The sequence below is a fragment of the Neptuniibacter sp. QD48_55 genome (assembly GCF_047778115.1).
Taxonomy (GTDB): domain Bacteria; phylum Pseudomonadota; class Gammaproteobacteria; order Pseudomonadales; family Balneatricaceae; genus Neptuniibacter.
Window position 1 is genome coordinate 2,836,463 of record NZ_CP180555.1, and the last position, 21,763, is coordinate 2,858,225.

General features: G+C 43.7%; 18 protein-coding genes. 1 reads left to right on the forward strand and 17 read right to left on the reverse strand.

Annotated elements, in window-relative coordinates:
* Positions 1–88 precede the first annotated feature (88 nt).
* From lysS to ACMXYW_RS13225, 4 genes are all read right to left on the reverse strand, one after another.
* The gene (gene lysS, locus ACMXYW_RS13210; protein ID WP_415896881.1) at positions 89–1,591 is read right to left on the reverse strand and encodes a lysine--tRNA ligase; all 1,503 of its coding nucleotides are present in this window, start codon (positions 1,589–1,591) and stop codon (positions 89–91) included.
* A gap of 32 nt (positions 1,592–1,623) precedes the next feature.
* Entirely contained in the window at positions 1,624–2,718 is a 1,095-nt protein-coding gene (prfB, locus tag ACMXYW_RS13215; protein WP_415899076.1) for a peptide chain release factor 2, read from the reverse strand.
* Between the two features lie 115 nt (positions 2,719–2,833).
* On the reverse strand, positions 2,834–3,352 hold the full coding sequence (gene fldB / locus ACMXYW_RS13220) for a flavodoxin FldB (protein WP_415904341.1): 519 nt from the start codon (positions 3,350–3,352) through the stop codon (positions 2,834–2,836).
* 59 nt (positions 3,353–3,411) lie between these two features.
* Positions 3,412–3,735 carry a phasin family protein gene (locus tag ACMXYW_RS13225; RefSeq protein WP_415889133.1) on the reverse strand — a complete coding sequence of 108 codons (324 nt, stop codon included), beginning with the start codon at positions 3,733–3,735 and terminating at the stop codon, positions 3,412–3,414.
* Positions 3,736–3,901: 166 nt separating this feature from the next.
* On the opposite strand from ACMXYW_RS13225, the gene gloA reads away from it, so the two are divergent.
* Positions 3,902–4,294: a lactoylglutathione lyase gene (gloA, locus tag ACMXYW_RS13230; protein WP_415904342.1), complete on the forward strand. Its 393-nt coding sequence runs from the start codon at positions 3,902–3,904 to the stop codon at positions 4,292–4,294.
* Between the two features lie 52 nt (positions 4,295–4,346).
* Here the strand turns inward: gloA and ACMXYW_RS13235 are convergent, their stop codons facing one another.
* The 13 genes from ACMXYW_RS13235 to ACMXYW_RS13295 form a co-directional block, all read right to left on the reverse strand.
* Positions 4,347–6,065, reverse strand: a complete 1,719-nt coding sequence (locus ACMXYW_RS13235; RefSeq protein ID WP_415904343.1) for a type II secretion system protein GspD — start codon at positions 6,063–6,065, stop codon at positions 4,347–4,349.
* Entirely contained in the window at positions 6,062–6,517 is a 456-nt protein-coding gene (locus ACMXYW_RS13240; RefSeq protein ID WP_415904344.1) for a hypothetical protein, read from the reverse strand. The genes ACMXYW_RS13235 and ACMXYW_RS13240 overlap by 4 nt, the downstream gene beginning before the upstream one ends.
* A gap of 6 nt (positions 6,518–6,523) precedes the next feature.
* Entirely contained in the window at positions 6,524–7,738 is a 1,215-nt protein-coding gene (locus ACMXYW_RS13245; protein ID WP_415904345.1) for a type II secretion system F family protein, read from the reverse strand.
* Positions 7,735–9,366: a GspE/PulE family protein gene (locus tag ACMXYW_RS13250; RefSeq protein ID WP_415904346.1), complete on the reverse strand. Its 1,632-nt coding sequence runs from the start codon at positions 9,364–9,366 to the stop codon at positions 7,735–7,737. Before ACMXYW_RS13250 ends, ACMXYW_RS13245 begins: the two co-directional genes overlap by 4 nt.
* 6 nt (positions 9,367–9,372) lie before the next feature.
* On the reverse strand, positions 9,373–10,461 hold the full coding sequence (locus ACMXYW_RS13255; RefSeq protein WP_415904347.1) for a type IV pilus twitching motility protein PilT: 1,089 nt from the start codon (positions 10,459–10,461) through the stop codon (positions 9,373–9,375).
* Complete coding sequence (locus ACMXYW_RS13260) at positions 10,461–11,105, reverse strand: hypothetical protein (RefSeq protein ID WP_415904348.1); 645 nt, start codon at positions 11,103–11,105, stop codon at positions 10,461–10,463. Before ACMXYW_RS13260 ends, ACMXYW_RS13255 begins: the two co-directional genes overlap by 1 nt.
* Positions 11,102–12,835 carry a hypothetical protein gene (locus tag ACMXYW_RS13265; protein ID WP_415904349.1) on the reverse strand — a complete coding sequence of 578 codons (1,734 nt, stop codon included), beginning with the start codon at positions 12,833–12,835 and terminating at the stop codon, positions 11,102–11,104. Before ACMXYW_RS13265 ends, ACMXYW_RS13260 begins: the two co-directional genes overlap by 4 nt.
* A complete protein-coding gene (locus ACMXYW_RS13270; RefSeq protein WP_415904350.1) occupies positions 12,835–13,800 on the reverse strand; it encodes a type II secretion system protein in 966 nt (321 codons plus the stop codon). The genes ACMXYW_RS13265 and ACMXYW_RS13270 overlap by 1 nt, the downstream gene beginning before the upstream one ends.
* Positions 13,788–14,636: a prepilin-type N-terminal cleavage/methylation domain-containing protein gene (locus ACMXYW_RS13275; protein WP_415904351.1), complete on the reverse strand. Its 849-nt coding sequence runs from the start codon at positions 14,634–14,636 to the stop codon at positions 13,788–13,790. Before ACMXYW_RS13275 ends, ACMXYW_RS13270 begins: the two co-directional genes overlap by 13 nt.
* A 178-nt stretch (positions 14,637–14,814) precedes the next feature.
* On the reverse strand, positions 14,815–15,894 hold the full coding sequence (locus ACMXYW_RS13280; RefSeq protein ID WP_415904352.1) for a type II secretion system protein: 1,080 nt from the start codon (positions 15,892–15,894) through the stop codon (positions 14,815–14,817).
* 125 nt (positions 15,895–16,019) lie between these two features.
* Complete coding sequence (locus ACMXYW_RS13285; RefSeq protein WP_415904353.1) at positions 16,020–16,199, reverse strand: hypothetical protein; 180 nt, start codon at positions 16,197–16,199, stop codon at positions 16,020–16,022.
* A 451-nt stretch (positions 16,200–16,650) separates the two neighbouring features.
* Complete coding sequence (locus tag ACMXYW_RS13290; RefSeq protein WP_415904354.1) at positions 16,651–17,886, reverse strand: GGDEF domain-containing protein; 1,236 nt, start codon at positions 17,884–17,886, stop codon at positions 16,651–16,653.
* A gap of 409 nt (positions 17,887–18,295) precedes the next feature.
* A complete protein-coding gene (locus tag ACMXYW_RS13295; protein ID WP_415904355.1) occupies positions 18,296–21,586 on the reverse strand; it encodes an EAL domain-containing protein in 3,291 nt (1,096 codons plus the stop codon).
* Positions 21,587–21,763: the final 177 nt, after the last annotated feature.

Consider the following 21,763-nt stretch of genomic DNA (forward strand, 5'->3'; position numbering starts at 1 on the left):
TTACCTAACGATATAGAACAACCATAGGTTTAGCTATATACAAAAAAGCCCTCAAACGAGGGCTTTAAGTATGAAAACAGTTCTGATCTTAACCGCGCGGACGCATCGCAGGGAATAGGATCACGTCACGGATAGATGGAGAGTCAGTAAACAGCATCACCAAACGGTCGATACCAATACCTTCACCAGCCGTTGGTGGTAGGCCGTACTCCAACGCGTTGATGTAGTCACCATCGTAGTGCATCGCTTCATCATCACCCGCATCTTTTTCCGCTACTTGCGCACGGAAACGTTCAGCTTGGTCTTCAGAATCATTCAACTCCGAGAAGCCATTAGCAAGCTCACGACCGCCTACGAAGAACTCGAAACGATCAGTAATGAAAGGGTTTGCATCGTTACGACGTGCAAGCGGAGACACTTCTGCTGGGTATTCAGTGATGAATGTAGGCTGATCCAAACGGTGCTCTACAGTCTTTTCGAAGATCTCAATCTGAACCTTACCTAGGCCCCAGCTATCTTTAACATCGATGTCCATGCGCTGTGCAATCTGACGTGCAGCAGTTTCATCTGCTAATGCTTCGGCAGTGATATCATCGTTGTAGTGAAGAATAGAATCAAAAACGCTGATACGACGGAATGGTTTTTCCAAATCGTATTCAAATGTTTCCAACACTTCACCTTCATCGTTACGTACTGTATTGATGATTGTTGTTGTGCCCAAAACATCCTGCGCAACAGTACGCAGCATATCTTCTGTTAGATCCATCAGATCGTTGTAATCCGCATACGCCTGATAGAATTCGATCATTGTGAATTCTGGGTTATGACGTGTAGAAAGACCTTCGTTACGGAAGTTACGGTTGATCTCGAATACACGCTCAAAACCGCCGACAACCAAACGCTTCAGATATAGCTCAGGCGCAATACGCAGATACATATCGCGATCTAACGCGTTGTGGTGCGTGATAAATGGACGGGCTGTCGCACCACCTGGAATCACCTGCAACATAGGCGTTTCTGCTTCGATAAAGCGACGCTCAGTCAGGTAGTTACGGATGCCAGAAACAATCTTTGAACGTGTCTCAAATACCTTACGAGAGTCTTCGTTAGTGATCAGATCAACATAACGCTGACGGTAACGGATCTCAGTGTCCTGAAGACCTTTGTGCTTATCAGGCAGTGGACGCAAGTTTTTCGTTAGCAACTGGTATTCGCCCATATCTACATATAGATCGCCTTTACCAGACTTATGCAGCTCACCTGTGATACCTACGATATCACCAAGGTCCAAGCTTTTAGCAAACTTACGCGCTTCTTTGTTTACGTAAAACTGGATACGACCTGTCATATCCTGAATAACACCAAAAGCACCACGGTTTAGCATTACACGACCCGCAATGCTCACCTTGATGCCTGCTTCAGCCAACTCTTCCTTCGATTTATCGCCGTACTGAGCCTGAAGGTCTTCAGCATAGCTATCGCGACGGAAGTTATTTGGGAATGCATTACCTTCATCACGTAGCGCGTTTAGCTTTTCACGGCGCTCCGCAATCAGGCGGTTTTCATCTTGCTTCTGAGTGTTATCAGACATCGGTGTGGTAAACCTTTAAGTTAATAAATTCTTTACAGGCCAGCTTTAAGGCTAGCTTCGATAAATAGATCCAGATCGCCGTCCAGTACTTTGTCACAGTTCGAGCTCTGAACGTTTGTACGCAGATCCTTAATGCGCTGATCATCCAACACATAAGAACGAATCTGGCTGCCCCAGCCAATATCCGCTTTATTATCTTCTTGCTCCTGCGCCGCTTCTGTACGCTTAAGCATCTCAACTTCATATAGCTTAGCGCGAAGCTGTTTCATACAGGTATCTTTGTTCTGATGCTGAGAACGCTGCGCCTGGCTTTGGACTACAATGCCGGAAGGTTCGTGCGTAATACGTACCGCAGATTCCGTACGGTTGACGTGCTGACCACCAGCACCCGATGCACGGTATACATCGATACGCAGATCTGCAGGGTTGATCTCAATTTCAACGTTGTCATCAATTTCTGGAGATACAAATACGGAAGAGAAAGATGTATGACGACGTCCACCGGAATCAAATGGTGATTTACGTACTAGACGGTGAACACCAGTTTCGGTGCGCAACCAACCAAAAGCGTATTCGCCTTGGAAACTAATCGTCGCAGACTTGATACCTGCAACATCGCCGGCAGAACATTCCAATAGTTCGGTTTTGAAGCCTTTATCTTCACCCCAACGCAGGTACATACGCAGCATCATTTCAGCCCAATCTTGAGCCTCAGTGCCGCCAGAACCTGCTTGAATATCAAGGAAGGCATTGTTTGGATCGGCTTCACCAGAGAACATACGACGGAATTCAAGCGTCTGCAGTTTATCCAGCATGTTATTCACATCACTTTCGACTTCTGCGACTGTATCTTCATCATCTTCTTCAACAGCCATATCTAACAGATCACGTGTATCATCAACACCCGCTGTCAGTTCATCGATTGTGTTTACCACGGCTTCAAGCGTAGAACGCTCTTTACCCAATTGCTGCGCATTTTCTGGATTATCCCAAACTGCAGGGTCTTCCAGTTCACGAGTGACCTCTTCCAGGCGCTCTTTTTTGCCTTCGTAATCAAGAAAGCCACGAAGCGCTTCAGTACGCACTGTAATATCTTTGAGGTTGTTAAGAATCGGGTTAATTTCCATGGTATAGAATCTATAGCCGGCAGTTTAAAAAAGGGCAGTATTTTACCGAAAATCAGCGCACAACACTACTTGTTTAGGCTGAATAGTTAACACAGATTTGATAACAACGATAAGACTACAGTTCAAACTCTTTGCTGATTTGCTGGCACCAAGTGGCAACACGCTCTTCAGTTTCTGAACGCTGACAATCTTCATCGATCGCAAGGCCGACAAACTTCTGATGATCTGGAGTTAAAGCTTTAGAGGCTTCAAAGTTATAGCCCTCTACGGGCCAATACCCAACCATCTCAGCACCTTTACTCTGCAACCTTTCGTGCAAAAGCCCCATCGCATCTAAAAACCACTCGCTATAGCCGATTTGATCACCTAGGCCAAACAGCGCACAGCTCTTACCTGCAACCGCTACGGCATCCAACTGCTCCCATAGGTCAGCCCAATCCTCCTGCAGCTCACCAAAGTCCCAAGTAGAGATTCCAAGGATAAGATGTTCGTATTCAGACACGCTCTCAATACCGTCAGCAGCAATATCGATACTATGGACTTTATCTTGACCAAGATGTTCAGTAATTAGCTCTGCTACGCTTTCAGTATTTCCCGTAGTGGAGCCATAAAACAAACCGATTGAAGCACTCATTTTTCTTTCCAGATAAAACAAAAAAAGCAGCCCTAGGCTGCTTTTTAGGTGGATTAAAATTACTTATTAAAAGCGTCGAATGTATGCTGAGCTACATCTTCAATTTCTGTGCGAGCTTCTTGCAACGCTTTCATATTCTGTTCGCTTGCCGCTTTGAGAGTATCTTCCAGTTCTTTCGCATAGCTACGTTGTAGCTCCATCAAATCACTTGGCGACTGACACTTTTGCATCTCTTTTGTCTGCTGAATAGTCGCCTCAATACAAGACTTTGTGCATTCCATCTGCTGGCGAGTAAGCTCTTCAAGCATCTTGGTTTGAATATTGACCAACTCTTTGAACGGACCCATCGAATCCGAGATCTTTTTATTCATATCTTGAAACATAAACACCTTCCCTATCTCGCCAGAGAAACAACCGTACGCACACAATACCCAGAACAGAACGTAGGACTTCTGTTATATCTATCCTTATAATAAAGCACTGTAAAGATATAATGGCAAAACTTATATCTCCCATCATACCAAAGATAAATAAAAAGGATGCTGAATTATGCGCCTTTTACACACCATGTTGCGTGTTACTGATTTACAGCAATCTATTGAGTTTTATACACAGCTAATGGGTATGAAACTGTTACGCAGTAAAGACTATCCTGACGGTCGCTTTACCTTAGCTTTTTTAGGCTATGGTGATGAATCTGAGTACACCGCACTTGAGCTCACCCATAATTGGGATACTGATCAATACGAACTCGGTAATGCGTTTGGTCACTTAGCCATTGAAGTTGAAGATGTTTATGCCGCGTGCGATGCAATAACAGCCAAAGGCGGCGAAGTGGTTCGTCCTGCAGGACCGATGAAACACGGCTCAACAATCTTAGCCTTTGTCAAAGACCCTGATGGTTATATGATCGAACTTTTAGGGACGAAGAGAACCGACTAAATCAAGCCTAGATATCTAGGCCTGATTTAAAGCAGTTTATGATGGGTGCAGGTCAACCCGCATCCATCATAAATTGATCAATATCAGACAGTTTTGTCTCTTCTTTCTTAGATTCAACTTTAAGCTGCTCAGATGTCTGATTGACCGGAGTTTTAATAAACCTATTTTCAGCAGGAGCTGGATCAGGGAATCCGTCATTATACTGTTGATAGAAGCGGTTATTGCTGCGTTGCAACTCCTGACTCTGCGAAGGCGAGTTTAGAATCCTAGGAGTGATTAAGAGCACCAACTCTGTCTGCTCATCCCCTTCAATTGTCGACTTAAAGATATTCCCAACCACTGGCACTTCACCTAATAGTGGAACTTTACGTTCATTCCGTGTTCTGGTGGTACGAATTAAGCCGCCTACGGCAACAGTTAGGCCATTCTTGGCAGCAACAATACCTTTCAACCTAGACGTATTAACAGTATCTATAGCCAAGTTAACTACATTTCCAACACCATCATAAATAGGAATTGTGCCACCACCTGGATTTAGAGTTGAGCTCTCCTGTTGCAGCTCTAGTAGTACAGTGCCGTCCGAATTGATACGTGGAGTAATTTTCAGAGAAATACCGATCTCTTCTAATTCCGTTTCTGTCTCGATAAAAGATGGTGAAATCACGATCCCACCATCGATCTGAGCCGGATTGTAGGTAAAGCCTCGCGTTAAAACACTTTCCTCACCAATAAACAGATCAGCTTCTCGGTGATTTGAAGCCAGTACCATTGGATTGGAAAGCACTTTTAAGCGTTTATTTTCATCAAGAAATTCAATATTTGCTTTTAACTTATCGTTTAAAAATTCATAGATAAAACTACCGCTATTAAACAAAGCATTATTACCCAGTTTTAACGGTACTGTAGATTGATTTCCACCTTGAGGCGCTAACTCAAAGTTAAAAATAGAGTTAAAGTCATCCCCTAAAGTTATGCTCAAAATTTTCATCTCTAGCATTACTTGAGGAACAGGAATATCCATCTTATCCACAAGCTGCTTGATGGAGTTAATAATCTTACTATCATCAGTACGTACAATAATCATATTGTGCTCATTGTTGACCGTGACATAGATAGGCTGCGCTTTTAAGGTCACTGCTTGCATAGCAGCAGGATCAATTGCTAATCCGTTTGATCGGCCTTGCAATAACTGCTCTAACTGCCCCAAAGAAAGCTTCTTTGCAGCCTCTGTTGCAGCTGATTCCTGCAATGTTGAGCTGGAACCCCGATTCGAAGAAGAATTGGAATTAGAAGATGATGACTTAGAGTTTCTCGAACTAGAGCTCTTTTGCCCAGGCTCTTCCCCTAATGACAATTCAACTCGATCACCGTAAAGATCCTCTATTGCTTGAGCGACAATACGGACATTGGCATTGAGTAACCGGAAAACTTCGATACGCTGACTCTCTCGAACCACTAAATCTTTCGCATACTCTTCCCGTGTCATAATGCGGTAAGTATTTGTATCTTGATCATAGCGATACCAAAGGTCACTAATTCGACTGATCGATTTAATGGCATCAATATCGGATACGTTTTTCAGATGGATAGTAATGCGCTTATCAATAGCATTCGGGGTGGCAATGATATTGCTCTGTGACAACTCTGATAATGTTCGAATAACATCACTTAAGCGGGTATCAGCAAATTCCAATTCTGATATCTTTGCGGCTGATACTGCCATTGGGTTTAACAGCGCCAAAGTAAGGGCAAGTTTTCCTAAAGCTTTCATCGTAATACCTTCATCTGCCCTAAAGTGCCTGTCTCTACAGTAATACTTAAACGGGATATTTTTGTAATTCTAATCGCCTGTCGAGGGTTAGTAGGGTCGACATTAATCTCATCACCCTCTTTCACCAAATGTACTCGGCTACCAGCAATTTGAAGCAATGCCATAGGCGAATCATCACCGCGATCGATATAACCTTTAAAAAGAAGCTGTGGGACATTGACTTCGCCCGGTGTACGACGGAACCCTTGACCAAACCGATCAACAATCCCCCCTAACAAACCCTGCTTTTCTTGTTGCGGAGCTCCTTGCGGCTCACTAAAGGGGTCTCGCATAACAATTACGCCTGAGCCAGCTTCAACATTAGCTGTGACATAACCAGTTGACGGGGCTTCAGCAATAGCTGTCATAGGAAGTGTGAGTACACATAAAACGATTAAAATTATCTTTTTCATCATCAATTAACCTGACACCGCAAACATCGATTTGAAGAATCCGTAATACACATAACCGACAATGCCACCGATCAGAAGAATGGCTACCGGCTCCATAGCTGTAGCTATCGCCTTAGTGATCATGCGCACACGCTCTTCATAAAATGTACCGGCATCTTTCATCACCGATACCATGCTACCTGTTCTTTCACCGACTAAAGTCATCTCTTGAATAAGCCCTTCGATATGAGTCTTACGGAAACTTTTACCCATATCAGCACCTTGAAGAATCTCTTCTGATGCATCAGCAATATCTTTGGCTATCACCTTGTTATTAATCAATTTACTAATGATCTCTAAGGACTGAACAACGGATATGCCACTTTGCAACATACTGGATAATCCCCAAGTAATTTGCGACATAGAACTTGCAGAGATCATCGTACCCACCAGAGGAACTTTTAGGAGCAAATAATCAATATAAAAGCGCCCTTTCTTACGCGAATACGTCAAAATAATTCCGATCAAAACGAGTAAGATCCCTACCAATACATGCGCCCAATACTGTTGGATAAAGTTAGAGATACCCATCATCTGAATCATCTCTGGCGGAGGCGTTCTACCCGTTTTTTCAAAGAAAGCGGCAAACTTAGGAATAACCGTCGACATCAAAAAGATAAACACCCCAACGGTCATAAACAGCACCACCACAGGGTATGTCATGGTAGAGATAAGTTGGGTTTTGATATCAGCTTGGCGCTCCATAAAATCAGCAATACGTACTAACGCCGGTTCTAATTCACCACTGGTTTCAGCACTGCGCAACATATGAATCGCAAGAGGTGAGAAAATAGATTCATATTTTTCCATTGATTGTGAAAACGACTGGCCTGCACTAATTTGATCGTTTAGATCGATAATTATCTCGCGCATTCTTCCACGCTGAATACCACCTAAAATATTCAAAGCCTCAGTCACAGATAAGCCAGAACGAAACATCAAAGCTAACTGACGGAAAAAGAATATTTTTTGGTTGGTCTTAACAGGCAACAGGCAAAGCAACTGCTCAAAGGCATCTTGTTTCGGCTTATCTGCAGCACCACTTCCAGCATTCTCTTGAATACTGCTGATATAGATCCCTTTCTTTTGCAGCTTAGCAATTGCGGCATCATGATCAACGGCAGAGATAGTCCCTTCACAGGTTTCACCCGAGGTATTCATCCCCTGATAGACGAACTTCATCCGTTAGCCTCCTCATCGAACTGATTCAGAAGACCCAAGCGACGCAGCTCTTCCATCGAGGTTAAGCCCTGAAGCACCTTATCTCGGCCATCATGAGCAAGACTGATATAATGCTGAGCATGTTTACGTAACTGTTGTTCGTCTGCTTCTTGAGTGATTAACTCCCGCAAAACCTCGTCCATCCACAAGGTTTCGAATAGAGCAATACGCCCTTTAAAGCCTGTGCCATTGCACAGGGAACACCCTTGAGGGTGAGAGAGCATAACTAGATCATCCGATGGCAAACCCAGCTGTTTCAATTCTGAAAAATCCGCCGGCATCTCTAACTTACAGCTTTGACAAAGCTTTCTGGCCAATCGTTGCGCGACAATTCCTTGGAGGCTTGAAGCGATCATAAAGGGTTCAAGCCCGATATTCTTCAAACGCGTGACACTAGCAATCGCAGAATTAGTATGCAGGGTAGATAGAACCATATGGCCCGTAGTAGCAGCTTTTAGAGCAATCTCACCAGTTTCAGAATCTCGGATCTCACCGACCATAATGATATCGGGATCGTGACGAAGGAAACTTCGAAGGGCAGAAGCAAAATTCACCTTTGCATTCATCTGTACCTGAGAAACACCCTCTACCACCATCTCAACAGGATCTTCCGCAGTCAGAATATTGGTGCTTTCCGATTTTAACTCTTCAAGCGCAGCATAGAGCGTAGTGGATTTACCGCTACCTGTAGGCCCTGTAATCAGAACGATGCCATGAGGCTGAGCAATTACGCGACTAAACTGCCGTAACGTTGCATCAGACATTCCTAGCTGTTTCAGGGTAAACAACTGATTATCCGTACCAAGCAAACGTAGGGTTACTCGCTCACCATGCTTAGTTGGCGCCGTCGCCACACGCATTTCAAACTCGACGTTATAAGGCGTTGTATAATCAGCACCGCCATCCTGTGGCATCCGAGTTTCAGCAATATCTAGGTTAGACATAACTTTAATACGGCTAACTAAAGAGATCCCTTCCGAAAGGGTAAAACGCTTCCCATATTGCTGTAAATGGCCATCTACCCGCAATCGCACAATGTAGTAGTCAGCTAAGGGCTCGATATGAATATCGGATGCTCGATGCATATAAGCTTGATTCAACAACTCAGAAAACTCTGCAACTGCATCAAAACCTAATTCTGCATTGCTTAACTCCACATCTAAACGCAAACTGCATTCAAATGCTTCTGGCTCAGCCAAGCAGAGTTTTACATCCGTCTTGAATAATCGCTGTAACTGTTTTTCGAGTGTCGGATTCTCTGGAGAATCGGTAACGACATAGATTTTATCGCTATCAACTTCACCTATATCGACAGGGAGAATACGAAACTGACGAATAAAACTTTGCGGTATATTACTCAGGCGACTTTTATCTACTTTGATCTGCGATGGTCGAAGATACTGCATACCATGCTCACTAGCATAAGCATGATAAAAGCTGCTTGGCGCTATACGCTGCTCATAACAAAGCACCGTCTTCTCATCCATTTTTAAACGGCGCGCATGTAAGCTAGCCTCTGTATGCTGGCTCTCTGAAATTAAACCTTGCTTAATAGCAGCTTCAATTAGCCATTTATCCCTAATCGCCATAGCTGGTTACCTGCCCAACACTCGAAGAGAGTTCTCAAACTGCTCTTTTCGACTGGTTAGCTGCAACGCTTGCTCTTTGGTTAAGAACTTTTCATATACACGTTTAGCTAATGCAAATTCGAAAGTCTGATTACCTTGTGCCCGCCCCGTTTCCATCACAGAACGAATTTGCGTGGAGTTATTCTCACGAATAAGGTTAGATACAGCGCCATTGACCATCAAAATTTCATTCACCGGAATACGCCCTTGGCCATCAGGAGAGCGGACTAAAGTCTGGGTAACGACTGCTCGCAGACACATAGATAGCTGCTGACGCACTGTATTTTGCAGATCGCCAGGGAACATACCGATTAATCGATCAATCACGCCAACCGCATCATTTGTATGTAGAGTGGCAAATACCAAATGACCTGTTTCAGCCGCAGTAATGGCTGCGTGCATGGTTTCAAGATCACGCATCTCACCCAGCAACATTACATCTGGATCTTCTCGCATAGCGCTTCGAATGGCATCAGCAAAAGAGAGGACATCATCACCTACTTCGCGTTGATGCACTACGGAGCGAATATTACTGTGTACAAATTCAATCGGGTCTTCGATGGTTAAAATATGGCAAGCACGAGTCTCATTTATCTTATTGATAATGCTTGCCAATGTTGTGGACTTACCGCTACCGGTAGCCCCTGTAACTAAAACCAAACCATCCTTAAAACCTACAACATCTTCAAGCTGCGCAGGTAAACGCAGTTCTTCGAAGGTACAAAAGGACCCATCTAATGCGCGAATAGCAAAAGCTAATGCACCACGTTCAAAGTAGATATTTAAACGAAAACGTACGCCAAGCTGATTTGAATAACCCAGATCACAACTGCGTTTGCTGATAAGATGTTCAAATTGCTCTGTAGATAAAACCGCTTCAGCCATCCCCAGTAACTGGTCTTTCTCAAAAGGGGGAAGCTCTTCACGTTCTTGCAGTTCACCATGAATACGCATCACCGGCGCAACATTAGCCGAGCAATGCATATCAGAAGCACCTAGTTCCAGCATCATTGCCAGTAACTGCTCAAACTGATCTTTATAGTTGTTATTTTCCATCACAATGCCAACGTCATCTCAATATCTAGCACGCGCCCACCACCCAAGGCAGTTCGATCAGTACGGCTAATCTGGAATTTGATTGGAATAACCGAGTATTCCAAGCGGGAGAGCTGCTTAATAAACCCATACAACGCGCTAAAACCGCCCTGTAGACGCAATTCATAAAGAGGGCGGTTGAGATCCCCTGCCCCCTGTTTCGCAGGCTTAGACGAGACCATTTCAGATAAATCACCCTCGCTCTGCACTTTCGAAAGCAGTTGTAAACGATTCGCTTCCGCATGCTGGGTTATTTGGCTAAGTAACTGAGCAAACTTTGCTTTATCACGGACATCGATGAAGCTATAGCCAAAACCAGAAAGCTTAGATTTTTCCGATTCAATCGCTTTAGTTAGTTTCCGCACATCACTGGCACTAATTTTCTTACCATCAAGCTTAGGTACTTCGCCGGTGCTTTTTCTCTGGCGTTTAGCTGCCTTCTTAACTTTTTTCTCAACAGATTCAATTCTGTCTTCCAAAACAAGCACTTGTTTATTCAGTTCAGCTCCCCGAAAAAACAGGTAACCACCCGCGATCAAAGCAGCCCCTAAAACTGCGACTAGGATCCTTTCACGCATGTTCATTTCAGCAAAGGCATTCATCATTGAGCCCCCTTTTGTTTCAAAACGAACTCAAAAACATAAATACCGTTTTGCATCAGCGCTGAATCCCCTTTGAAATTACTCGGGCTCTTATCGATATACATATTCAGTGGCTCAAGGCTGATGGATAGAACCTGATTGAAGTCATCAATGCTGGCCTGATCTACAGCCTTCCCCGTAATAGAGAATTCATACCAGGCACTTTCTTTCATTGACTCCAGCACTACGCCATCGTTAATACTTTCCGATAGCACGGGTAGAAGACGTTCGACAAATGACTGACGCTTAACAATCACTTGCTCAACCAGCTGTTTTTCAGATTGCAATGCGCTCAGTAAAACAGTGTTCTGCTGATACGCGGTGATATTCTTGCGGGCTTCAGCACTGTCTTTACGCTGCCGATCCCTTTTCTCTTCCATTATTTCTAATTGCCTTTCAGAAGATGCTAATTCCTGTTGCAATCGATCTAACTTCCAATAAAAGAAACCTTCATAAGCAGCGATTAACAGTGGCAACACACAAGCAGCCATTGCAATTTTAAAACCGTTACTACGATAAATAGGATCAGGTGGCGGCATGCCAATTAAAGGTGCGACAGAAAGTGGGGCACTACCAAGAAAATGCCTCGCTGCCCCTAGTTCAGCTAACAACTCATTTCTGCCAGAAGGTATTTTATCCGCCGCAGCCTGAGCTAAAGATTCTGCATCGAGCTGTAGCAATGATCCTAGCTGAGAGATTTGGTCGCTAAATGCGCTATCACCATCAGCAACAAGCCAACGATTTGCTTGCGCAAACGAACCTGTCGTTAAGACCTCTGCAACCGCACCTGCATCTAACATATGGCTGGAGCATTTCACCATCGCCACATCGCGGATCTGGTTATCCTGCAACACAGCACAGAAAACATAAGCCTTATGGAATTCGGTTAACAATACAGTGTCAGTGCTATCCAACAACGGCACAGTGGAGCCCGCAAAAGGGTATACCTGACGCAGGTTCAGCTTAGGAAAACCAGAACTGCCACCAACTTTTTTTACAGCATCTAACCATTGTTGATGCTGAGCAGCTGGCATAGCGCTACACAAAAATTTTTGCGCATCACCTAAGTCATCATCACTATAAGGTGATTCCTCTTTAGGCTGTGGTCTCCACTGAGTGAGCAAACGCTGGTCTGCCAGCTGCAGCTTCTGTTGGATATGCAAGCATTCAGCTATCTGCTCCTTCGAAACCATCTGCTCACGGATCGCGACTTCACCCAAGCGCATTGGGCTTCGGCCGCCATGTTGCGCTGACAACTGCTTCTCTTCTGTTACTAGATGCACCAGTTCTTCGCGTTGCTCAGGGGTTATATATCCACGACCCATCAACAACCAACCCAGATCCCAGTTTGGCGATTGCATAGCAACCACACCTTCCATCTCCCAACGCAGCATCTCAAGTAAATTTTCTGCTTCAGCAGAATCAAAACTTTCAGTGATCTGAACCAGATCTGGAATAGCGCTAATATGCAGCAATAATGCATTACTAGGTACATTTTTACCCAGCACATTCTTTAACTGCTCCAACACATCAGTCAGCGCAGCGATTGGATCAATCTGTTGTGACGACACAGACACTGTTACTTTTAGTGCATCACGATTGCCATTAATAACAGTTGCTCGTAGACCAAACCCATCTGTTTTTAGGACCAGCAGACCCTTACCCGCTGCTTTTTTATTCAGAAACGACAGCATTAATTAACCTCAAATTGCAGTACTGGCTGCGTAGCATTTGGTATTACCAGCAAGCGATCATATTTTTCTACAACCGATCCAGCGCTATCCATAACAAAAACAGCATGCTGACCTACGGGAATCTGTTTAGTACTGGCATCAGAAATAGACGTACCATTCTCATGCCATTCATTAGTTGCCAATGAAAGAGAATTGGTTGCGGTCGATGCAGCGGCATCGAAGTGATAAGTAACCCAACGATCTTCATCATCAGAAACAGCAGCATTTTTAAACACAACTAATGCCAATTTATGACTGTCCGTATCACTATTGTTTTGAACTTGAATATCAATTTGACTTAACGGCACCTGCCAGTCAGTACTCTCAATAGCACCAGACACAACCAGGTTGTAACTCGCAGGATGATCACCATCATCGCCTTTATAATTGAATTGATACTGATCAGAAGCATTACTGACTTCGAACCCAATACCCCAGCCATCTCTGAATTCACGATTACTATCTAAGCCCGAACTTAAATAATTAGCGCGATAACCTTTTAACTGTGGGTAGGCAGATATTTGCGTGGGCGTTCCGCCAAAATTAACGTAAGGATCCAGCATAGCGAGATCAATCCACTGATCAGAACCACTTACCTCCCAACTTCCATCTTTATTGATCAAAGGCTGTAGCTCTGTAGGATCCTGAGACAAAGTGGCACTCGCAGGCGGTAAAACACCGTTATCGATAATAAAACCGGATAGAACAGGTTGGTTACGATAACTACTTTGCATCAAGATGCTTTTTCTGAGCAGCTCCATCTTATCTAAGGTTTCATCGTAACGAAGTTGATTATCCTGATTATCGATAAACACCAATGGAGTACTGGCTACCAAGCCGATAATTAGCATCACTAACACCAGCTCTAATAAGGTAAAGCCAGATTGACGCTTTGAAGATGGTTGATTGAGGATTAGCGAAGGCATAAGACAATATCATCCCCACTACTGCTACAAAGAAGATCAGCATCACAGAAATCAGCATCAACTGGATCTGTCTCGGTATAATCGCAACTGTTTGGCTCGTAAATACCATTCGAACCAAAGCTAACTAATCGAGGCACCCCTGGCACGATAGTGCTATTCGCCATCACCTCTAGATCAATCGCCAAATAAGGACGACCAAAGCGATTGATCAGGGTTGAATCATCACCCGAAATTTTACGCCATTCCAATAGACAGTCTGTCGTATTGCAACCATTTACACTGCGGCTCTGACCGTCATCGACGGGATAATGATCATAAGGGTCTGCGATACCAATTACAGATTCAATCTCTACCCCATCAATCACAAAAGGCTCGCCCGGATCTGCAGAAGCACTAATACTCGAGCCATCAGATGTCAGATCGTCACCAATATCCAGATAAAGATACTTGTGGCCATTTAGGTAGGGTCCGCGCCAACCTCGGCGATAATCGGTACTCCAATTACTCTCAGTCGTTTGTTCAAAAAGAAAGGATAGGTCTGCAGGTGTAGTACGAGCGGGAAAAGACCCATTATCTTTATAGTACGCTTCGATCGCCTCACCCAGCTGCTGCATCTGGTAACGCGCTGCCTGATCTGCGGCATCTGAGCCAACATCACGGAAAGAGGTCACAACGCCACCAGCGACTACTAACAAGATAGCCGCAACCACTAGCATCTCTAAAAGAGTAAACCCCTTCTGAGACGACAAAACCGCTTTGCTAAAAACATCGTTACGGACACTTTTAGAAAAACGGTCTATTGGAGAACTGCGGTATTGTTTATCTACCAACTTCATATTTAGCCATTGTATTTATTATTGTTATTAGCCGATCCCTAGCTATCTAGCCTTATCCAAGTAAAGCCTGTTTTACAAAGCCCCTTTCGCCACATTTAACTGGCTTAAGGGCAAAAAATCACAAGTATTTCTGACAAAAAAGGCAGGAGCTAAGCCCCTGCCTTTTTAGAAATAAGAATTACTCTTCTTCGTTACCTTTAGCTTCAGCGATCTCGTCGTCGTAAGCGTCGCCGCCACCATCAAGTACTGCTAAGATCTGTACACCATCATCAGAATCCCAGTTTGCAGGGTCTGCACAAGCAGCATCCTCAATGCCACCAGCACATTCACCAACTACAACAGCAAGAGAGAAATGACCGTATTTATCAGGTCCAACATTACCATCCGATGGTGCTCGGCCAATAATTTCATTGGTTAAGGATGAATCAGGACCAATACCGAATACAGCTACGATATCATCGTCATCTGCACCAATTTCTTCTGGTTCTGTGTGAAATGCAATTGGCACAGACTCAGTTGCTAGAGTGGTAGTAAGATCAACAGCTGCACCTGCACCATATTCCCAATCATCACCATCTACAACAGGATTACGGAATACTAGGTTTGGCTTAGTAACGTCAACCAAGGCAACGTCATTGACCGGATCACCATCTTCGTTATTTAAAAGCAGCTCTCCTGCTGTAGCATTACATAAAGTCGATGTTGTATAGCGAAGACTTGTCAAACCTGCATCTTGAAGAGTTCCGAAAACAGCAGTTGTTTGTAAGATTGGTTGAACAACTAGAGCTCCATGCTTATCTTCAGTTAAACCACCATCGACACGTGCAACATTAGAGGCATTGGCACCATTAGCTAAGAGGATAGCCGTTCCAGCATTAGTAGATAGGTCAGCTGTTGATAAGGTCAATGCCCCATTCACACTTGTGTCAAAACCACCAACACAGATCATTGACTCTAGTTCTGCTGGCAAAATTCGCTTCTCTGTTGTTTCGAAGACTCTTAAACCACTTTCTAATGCAGCCATTGTGTGCACGGTAGTTGATTGAGCCGCACCCTCTTCCTTACCATCTAGGGAAGCGATTACAGAACCCGCAATTACCGCAAGAATCGCAACTACAACTAGCAATTCAAGCAAAGTAAAACCGCCCTGTTTACCTTGAAGTTTCTCACCCTTAGCACGTAATTCTGCGTCTTTAACCTGAGTCAGGTCAGCATTTTTGAACTTGCGAATCGTTTCTTTGATCTGTTGAGCGTTCATTATTTTTCTCTTTATTATTTTTACCGCATCTGTCTCACACAGATTTTTGGATTTTTAGTTATAAAAATCTTTAAGATGCAAACCCGCATTGCACTCTTTTAATTAGGGACGAACTCTTCGCTAGCTTAAACATCCACCACAAAACGGTACTGTCGGCCGTAATGGAGAATGACCTCTTTTTGCTGGCGTTTTAGAATTTTTGTTTCGATTCGGATCTCGCCGTAACCATCATGAGCAAGCACATCTTCAAACAACTCCAACAATTTCTGTTTAGCTGGATCGGCTGCTGGTTTATCCGTGCTCATAATTTTTTGCCCTTGGCTATGGCTTAATCTGACTTCCTTGAAATGTTGGGAACTAATCCTTAGCGCCCAATGTCTGAAAAACGTGACAGAAAAGGTAACTGTTTCAAAAATGTTACCAAACTGGCCATTAGAGCCACCTTTTCTAGTACTTTGGAATCAACTTCATCCCGAAACCTTCATGACAGATTCCTAAAAACCCAATCAAAAAAGCCGGAATTCATCCCAGAGAAGGCTGATTTTTAATAGAAAATATTGGAAAGGGAGATTCGGGAATTTAGGGCATAAAAGCCACTAGCGAAAAAAAACATTAGGGAAATCAAATATAATTTCAAACAAAGATTGAACAGATATGTAGGTGAATTTAGAAAGAATTTATCCTTGTTTACAAAGCGCCAACATCAACAAAATCTGCCAAAAACTTATGCTTGGCAACAATAAGATAAGGAAGGGCTTATTTATTAGGCAGGGCTTTTGACACAGGCGTTGCACCTTCAGCACCTACTATACAACCTCGTCCACTCTGTTTTGCATCATAAAGAGCATCATCAGCCCGCTTTATTAAAGCGTCTAAATTTAGATCGGTCGGCTCAGCCACAGCAAAACCGATGCTAACTGACATAGATAGCTCATATCCTGAAATGGAATATTTAGATTGAGAGACTAACCGCAATAATCGATCAGCTACTTGCTGAGCGCTGGCATAGGAGATATCAGGGATAAGCGCGATAAATTCCTCACCACCATAACGACCTATAGCGGAATAAGAACGCAGTTCACCCATCAACCTATGCGCCACCAGCTGCAGAAGCTTATCCCCGACTAGATGCCCATAGTTGTCATTCACTTTCTTGAAATGATCAAGATCTAACATCAGCAGAGCAAAACTACTCTGTTTGGAAGAGGAGCGTTTATATCGTTGCCATTCTGCCTCCATTCTTCTTGTGATCTCAGCCCGGTTATAAAGCCCAGTTACTGCATCAACCGTAGCTAGTTCTTCTAGCATCTCTTGCTGGTAGATCATTTTCTTCACAGCTTTACGCATAAACACAAAGGCCGTTCCAAAAACGCTGAATAGAATGATCGCTAACACACCGACAAACAGTACAATGCCTTGCTGCACCTCCCCTCTAAAACCAGAGGTATCTTGATAGATTTCAAAAACGCCGATGAGTGCACCTTTCTGGTTTTTCATAGCAACGTAGCTTTCAACTACATCAACATCAAAGCGGGTTTCATTAGCCAGATCCCTAATTTGGTCTTTTCTTTGAATATTAGAGCTAGCCCCCCTAATCAAAGCCTGCTTCAACATCTCATTAGCGCTCGCATCTTTACCGATGATACTGAGATCAGTGCTGTAAATAATGATTCCACTTGGAGAAAAAAGCTTAATTTTTACAATGCCATAAGGCTGAATAAAATCCCTTAGGGTCTTATTCAAGGCTAATAGTTGCGGCGGCAAAAGCGGCGCAGAATCGAGCGCAGAATTCAGATCAGATTGATAAGTTGTGAAAATAGCTTCTGTAAGATTTATTGCGTTAGATTCAGCTAAACGTACAACATAACGCTCATAGAGTTTACTTGCGGCGTAACCGCTCAATAGCAATAAAACAATCGATGCAAGAATAGCAACTAAGGTGAATCGTTTTAGGAAATGACCAAACGATGATGACAGTGCTTTAGGGTTCAACAACCAAAACCTCAATACAGCAGGTACTGTTTTCTCTTTCTCTAAATTAGATTAGCAGAAACCTAACCGACCGTTCACGCTCCTTCTTTTCAAAAACGGCTATTTTTAGCCTAAAGACTAAGAAACCTGAGAACAAGTCCGATACGACTTTGCTATGCCCCTTGGGTACAGGCTTTCAGAGCAATTGAAGCACGAGGCAATGATTACAAGCATGCAAGTTGCCTGTCGAAAATCATTAACAAAGTGAATCAGTTGCTCTGTAAGCCCCAAAGGGTGAGTTCTAAAACGTCCATCTACTTTGTCAGTCAGTTTGAAAAGGTCTAGACATTTCACTGCACTGACTTTAGCGTATCTGGTCGTTTTATAACTCACTGAGAAAATATGGGACTTATTCGCAGGTTCCTAAATGCTATTGAGGTTTAACAAGCATTTTTTCAAACTGGAGATAAGGAACGGGTCGACTACTGAGGTAGCCTTGATAATAGTGACAAGCCTTACTTTGCAAGAATTTTAGCTGTTCCTCAGTCTCTACGCCTTCAGCTAAGACTTTAAAACCTAAGCTGTGTCCCATGGCAACTATAGTTGCGGCAATCACCATATCGTCTTTATCTTGAGGAATATCCTCGACAAAGGATTTATCAATTTTCAGGACATCAATCGGGAATTTTTTAAGGTAAGCGAGCGAAGAATACCCCGTACCAAAATCATCAATCGCAACTTTAACGCCGAGCTCACGCAGCCCATGAAGCAGATCGATAAACTCCTGCTCTCTCTCCATCATGGCGCTTTCAGTAATCTCCAATTCCAGATACTTCGCTGGCAATCCCGTTTGCTCTAGAACATTAGTCACTAACTGACATATATCGGCGTGACGTAACTGCACGGTAGATAGATTGACAGCGATTGAGATCGGCTTATACCCCTTATCCAACCATGATTTCAGCTGTGAACAACTTTGCTTAAGAACAAATTGACCTATTGGATTAATCAAACCGGTTTGTTCCGCTAATGGAATAAAATCGGCGGGACCAATCAAGCCTTTTTCTGGATCTTGCCAACGCACCAGTGCTTCAGCACCAACCAGTTCTCCTGAAGCTAAATCGATTTGCGGCTGATAAAAAACTTCTAGTTCCTGGTTATCAATCGCACGAGATAGCCTAGCTTCAAGCTCTAACCTGCAACGAGCATCATGGGTAAGCTCTTCCGTAAAGTAATGAAAACAGCCACGCCCCTCACCCTTAGCCCGATACAGCGCAGCATCTGCATGCTGAAGCAATGCCTCGGCATCTTCACTTTGCGTCGGGTAGATACTAATTCCAACAGAGCCACCTATAGCAACATCGCGGCCATTACTTAATGTCCAACGCTTACTAATGGCCTCGATCATTTCATTAGCGACAAGGCCTGCATCTTCTGGATGCTGAATATCATCCAGTAATAGAGCAAATTCATCTCCGCCCATACGACAAACCAGATCGACTTGTCGCAAGCGCTCTTTTAGAAGTGCAGCCACCTGCTGTAGTAACTCATCCCCAGCGGCATGACCGAAGCTATCATTTACATCTTTAAAGCGATCCAAATCCAACAACAGCAACGCCAACTGCTTACCGTTGCGCTTTGCGACCGCTAATGATTGCTCCAATCGCGATTGCAACATCAGACGATTGGGCAGATTGGTCAACATGTCATGATGAGCTAAGTAATTAAGCTTCTGTTCTGACTCTTTGAGCTTAGAAATATCCGAAAAGACACCGACATAATGAGTGACCTTTTGATAATCATTGGTAACCTGACTAATACTCAGCAACTCGGGATAAACCGCACCATCCTTGCGACGATTCCATATCTCTCCCTGCCAACTGCCTTTTTCCCTCAAACTCTCCCACATCACTGCGTAAAACTGCTCATCATGTCGGCCCGATTGCAAAATTTTGGCAGGTTGCCCGATCACTTCTTCACTGTCATATCCCGTTAAACGGCAGAAGGCTTCATTTACACGCTGAATAACACCAGCAGCCGAGGTAATCATCACCCCCTCTGTGGTACTGCCAAACACAGCTGCTGCCTGACGTAACCGATCTTCTTGGCTTTTGCGGTCGGTTACATCTTCCAAGATAGCCAAGAAACCACACTCAGTCGTAATACCCGAGGCGTTAATCAGTTTCTGCTTACCCTCCAAGCAAGTAATCTTATATTCACTTAAGGGAATTTTATGGTCGGTTATACGCGCTCGCTCAATAGCTCCATACCAACGCTCACGCGCTTCTTTACGGTACTGTAGGTCTGGATGGGCTAAGGAAAACCAAGTATCCAAATCAGGCAGGTGCTTTGCTGTATAGCCCAATGTTGCAGTGAAAGCACGATTAAGACTGATTAAGCGCCCATCAAAACCAACATAAGCCATAGGAACAGGCGATTGTTCAAACAACACCCTAAAGCGTTGCTCACTATCGCGAATGGAATCTATCGCTTGGAACCGTTCAGTCAGATCACGCGCGATAGCAACAACATAGTCTTTATGCCCAAAGCGAACTAAGCGCGACTTAATTTCGACTGGGAAGATAGTGCCATCCAAGCGTCTATGTTCTGTCGTTATTAACTGTTCCTCTTTTTTCTTAAGTTCGGAAATATGGTGTTCTAACCAATCATTAAGAGAATCATTTTCCGTCGTCAAATCAACGACCCGCAAACTTAGCAAGTCCGTATGCGACATAGCTAGGCTTTCAGAGGCGCGCTCGTTGGCATCTAGAATCCGGCCATCATCAGCATCAATGATGTAGATAGCATCACTGACCTGCTCAACCAAACTTTGATAAAAATCGCGTTGCTCAATATCTCGCAAACGTGCTTCTGTATTTGCTAGATCCCGGCTTTTACGTTCCAACGTTTCTTGCAGGTACTCTATGTAGGAGCCTTGAAGGGATTTTGCGATATCGTGTCGCGTAAGAATGCCTTTCAGTGAACCATCATGTTCGACTACTACAAGGCGGCGTATATGATTGCTCTCCATCATACGACTAGCGATTTGTAGAGGCAGATCAGGTAGAACCGTCAACAAAGGCGAAGCCATCACATCAATAGCTTTTACCTTTTCTATATCAAGATGCTCAGTTGCTAACCGAACCATATCCCGCTCGGTCAAGATACCAACCGGACAACCCTTCTCAACAACGACCACACAACTTATGTGTTCGGTATTCATAGTAGAGAGCACCGTCGCCAAAGATTCTTCAGGGTTGACCCCTTTTACCCGGCAACTCATGGAATTGGCAACGGTTTTTAGCTCAACTAAATACTCCATCCCCATGTGATGGAGAAAATCGCCTTCACTCACTAGACCTAGTAGCTGTCCATCACTATCGACAACAACAAGATGCCTGACGCTATTTTCAGACATCGTTTGGTACGCCTTGGCATAACCCAGATTAGAGGAAACAGTGATAACAGGCTGACTCATAACCTCAGCCATACTTAAAGATGAGATAGCCTGATCATCAAGCATTAAACGAATAGCATCTTTCTCAGTGAAGATACCTACAGGTTTAGCTGAATCGTCTATAGCAACAATGCTACTAATCGAATGCTTCTGCATGAGCGCCAGCACAGTTTTTAAAGGCGCATCCGGTGCGACAGTAATAACACTCGGCGTTAGAATCGCCTTTAACGGTGCTGCCTCTATTTCAATAGCATTCAAATTCATACATCAACCAATTCGAATAAGATCAAGCAATCAAGGGATGCTACCTAGATCAACTGGCAAAAACATTGATATCAGTGCTTACATCAGTCAATCCAAATACAACTCAAATAATGTATTTTAATAATATCTTTTATATAATCATCCTTTCCAATCTAGTGTAGGTACAAAAATTAGTAT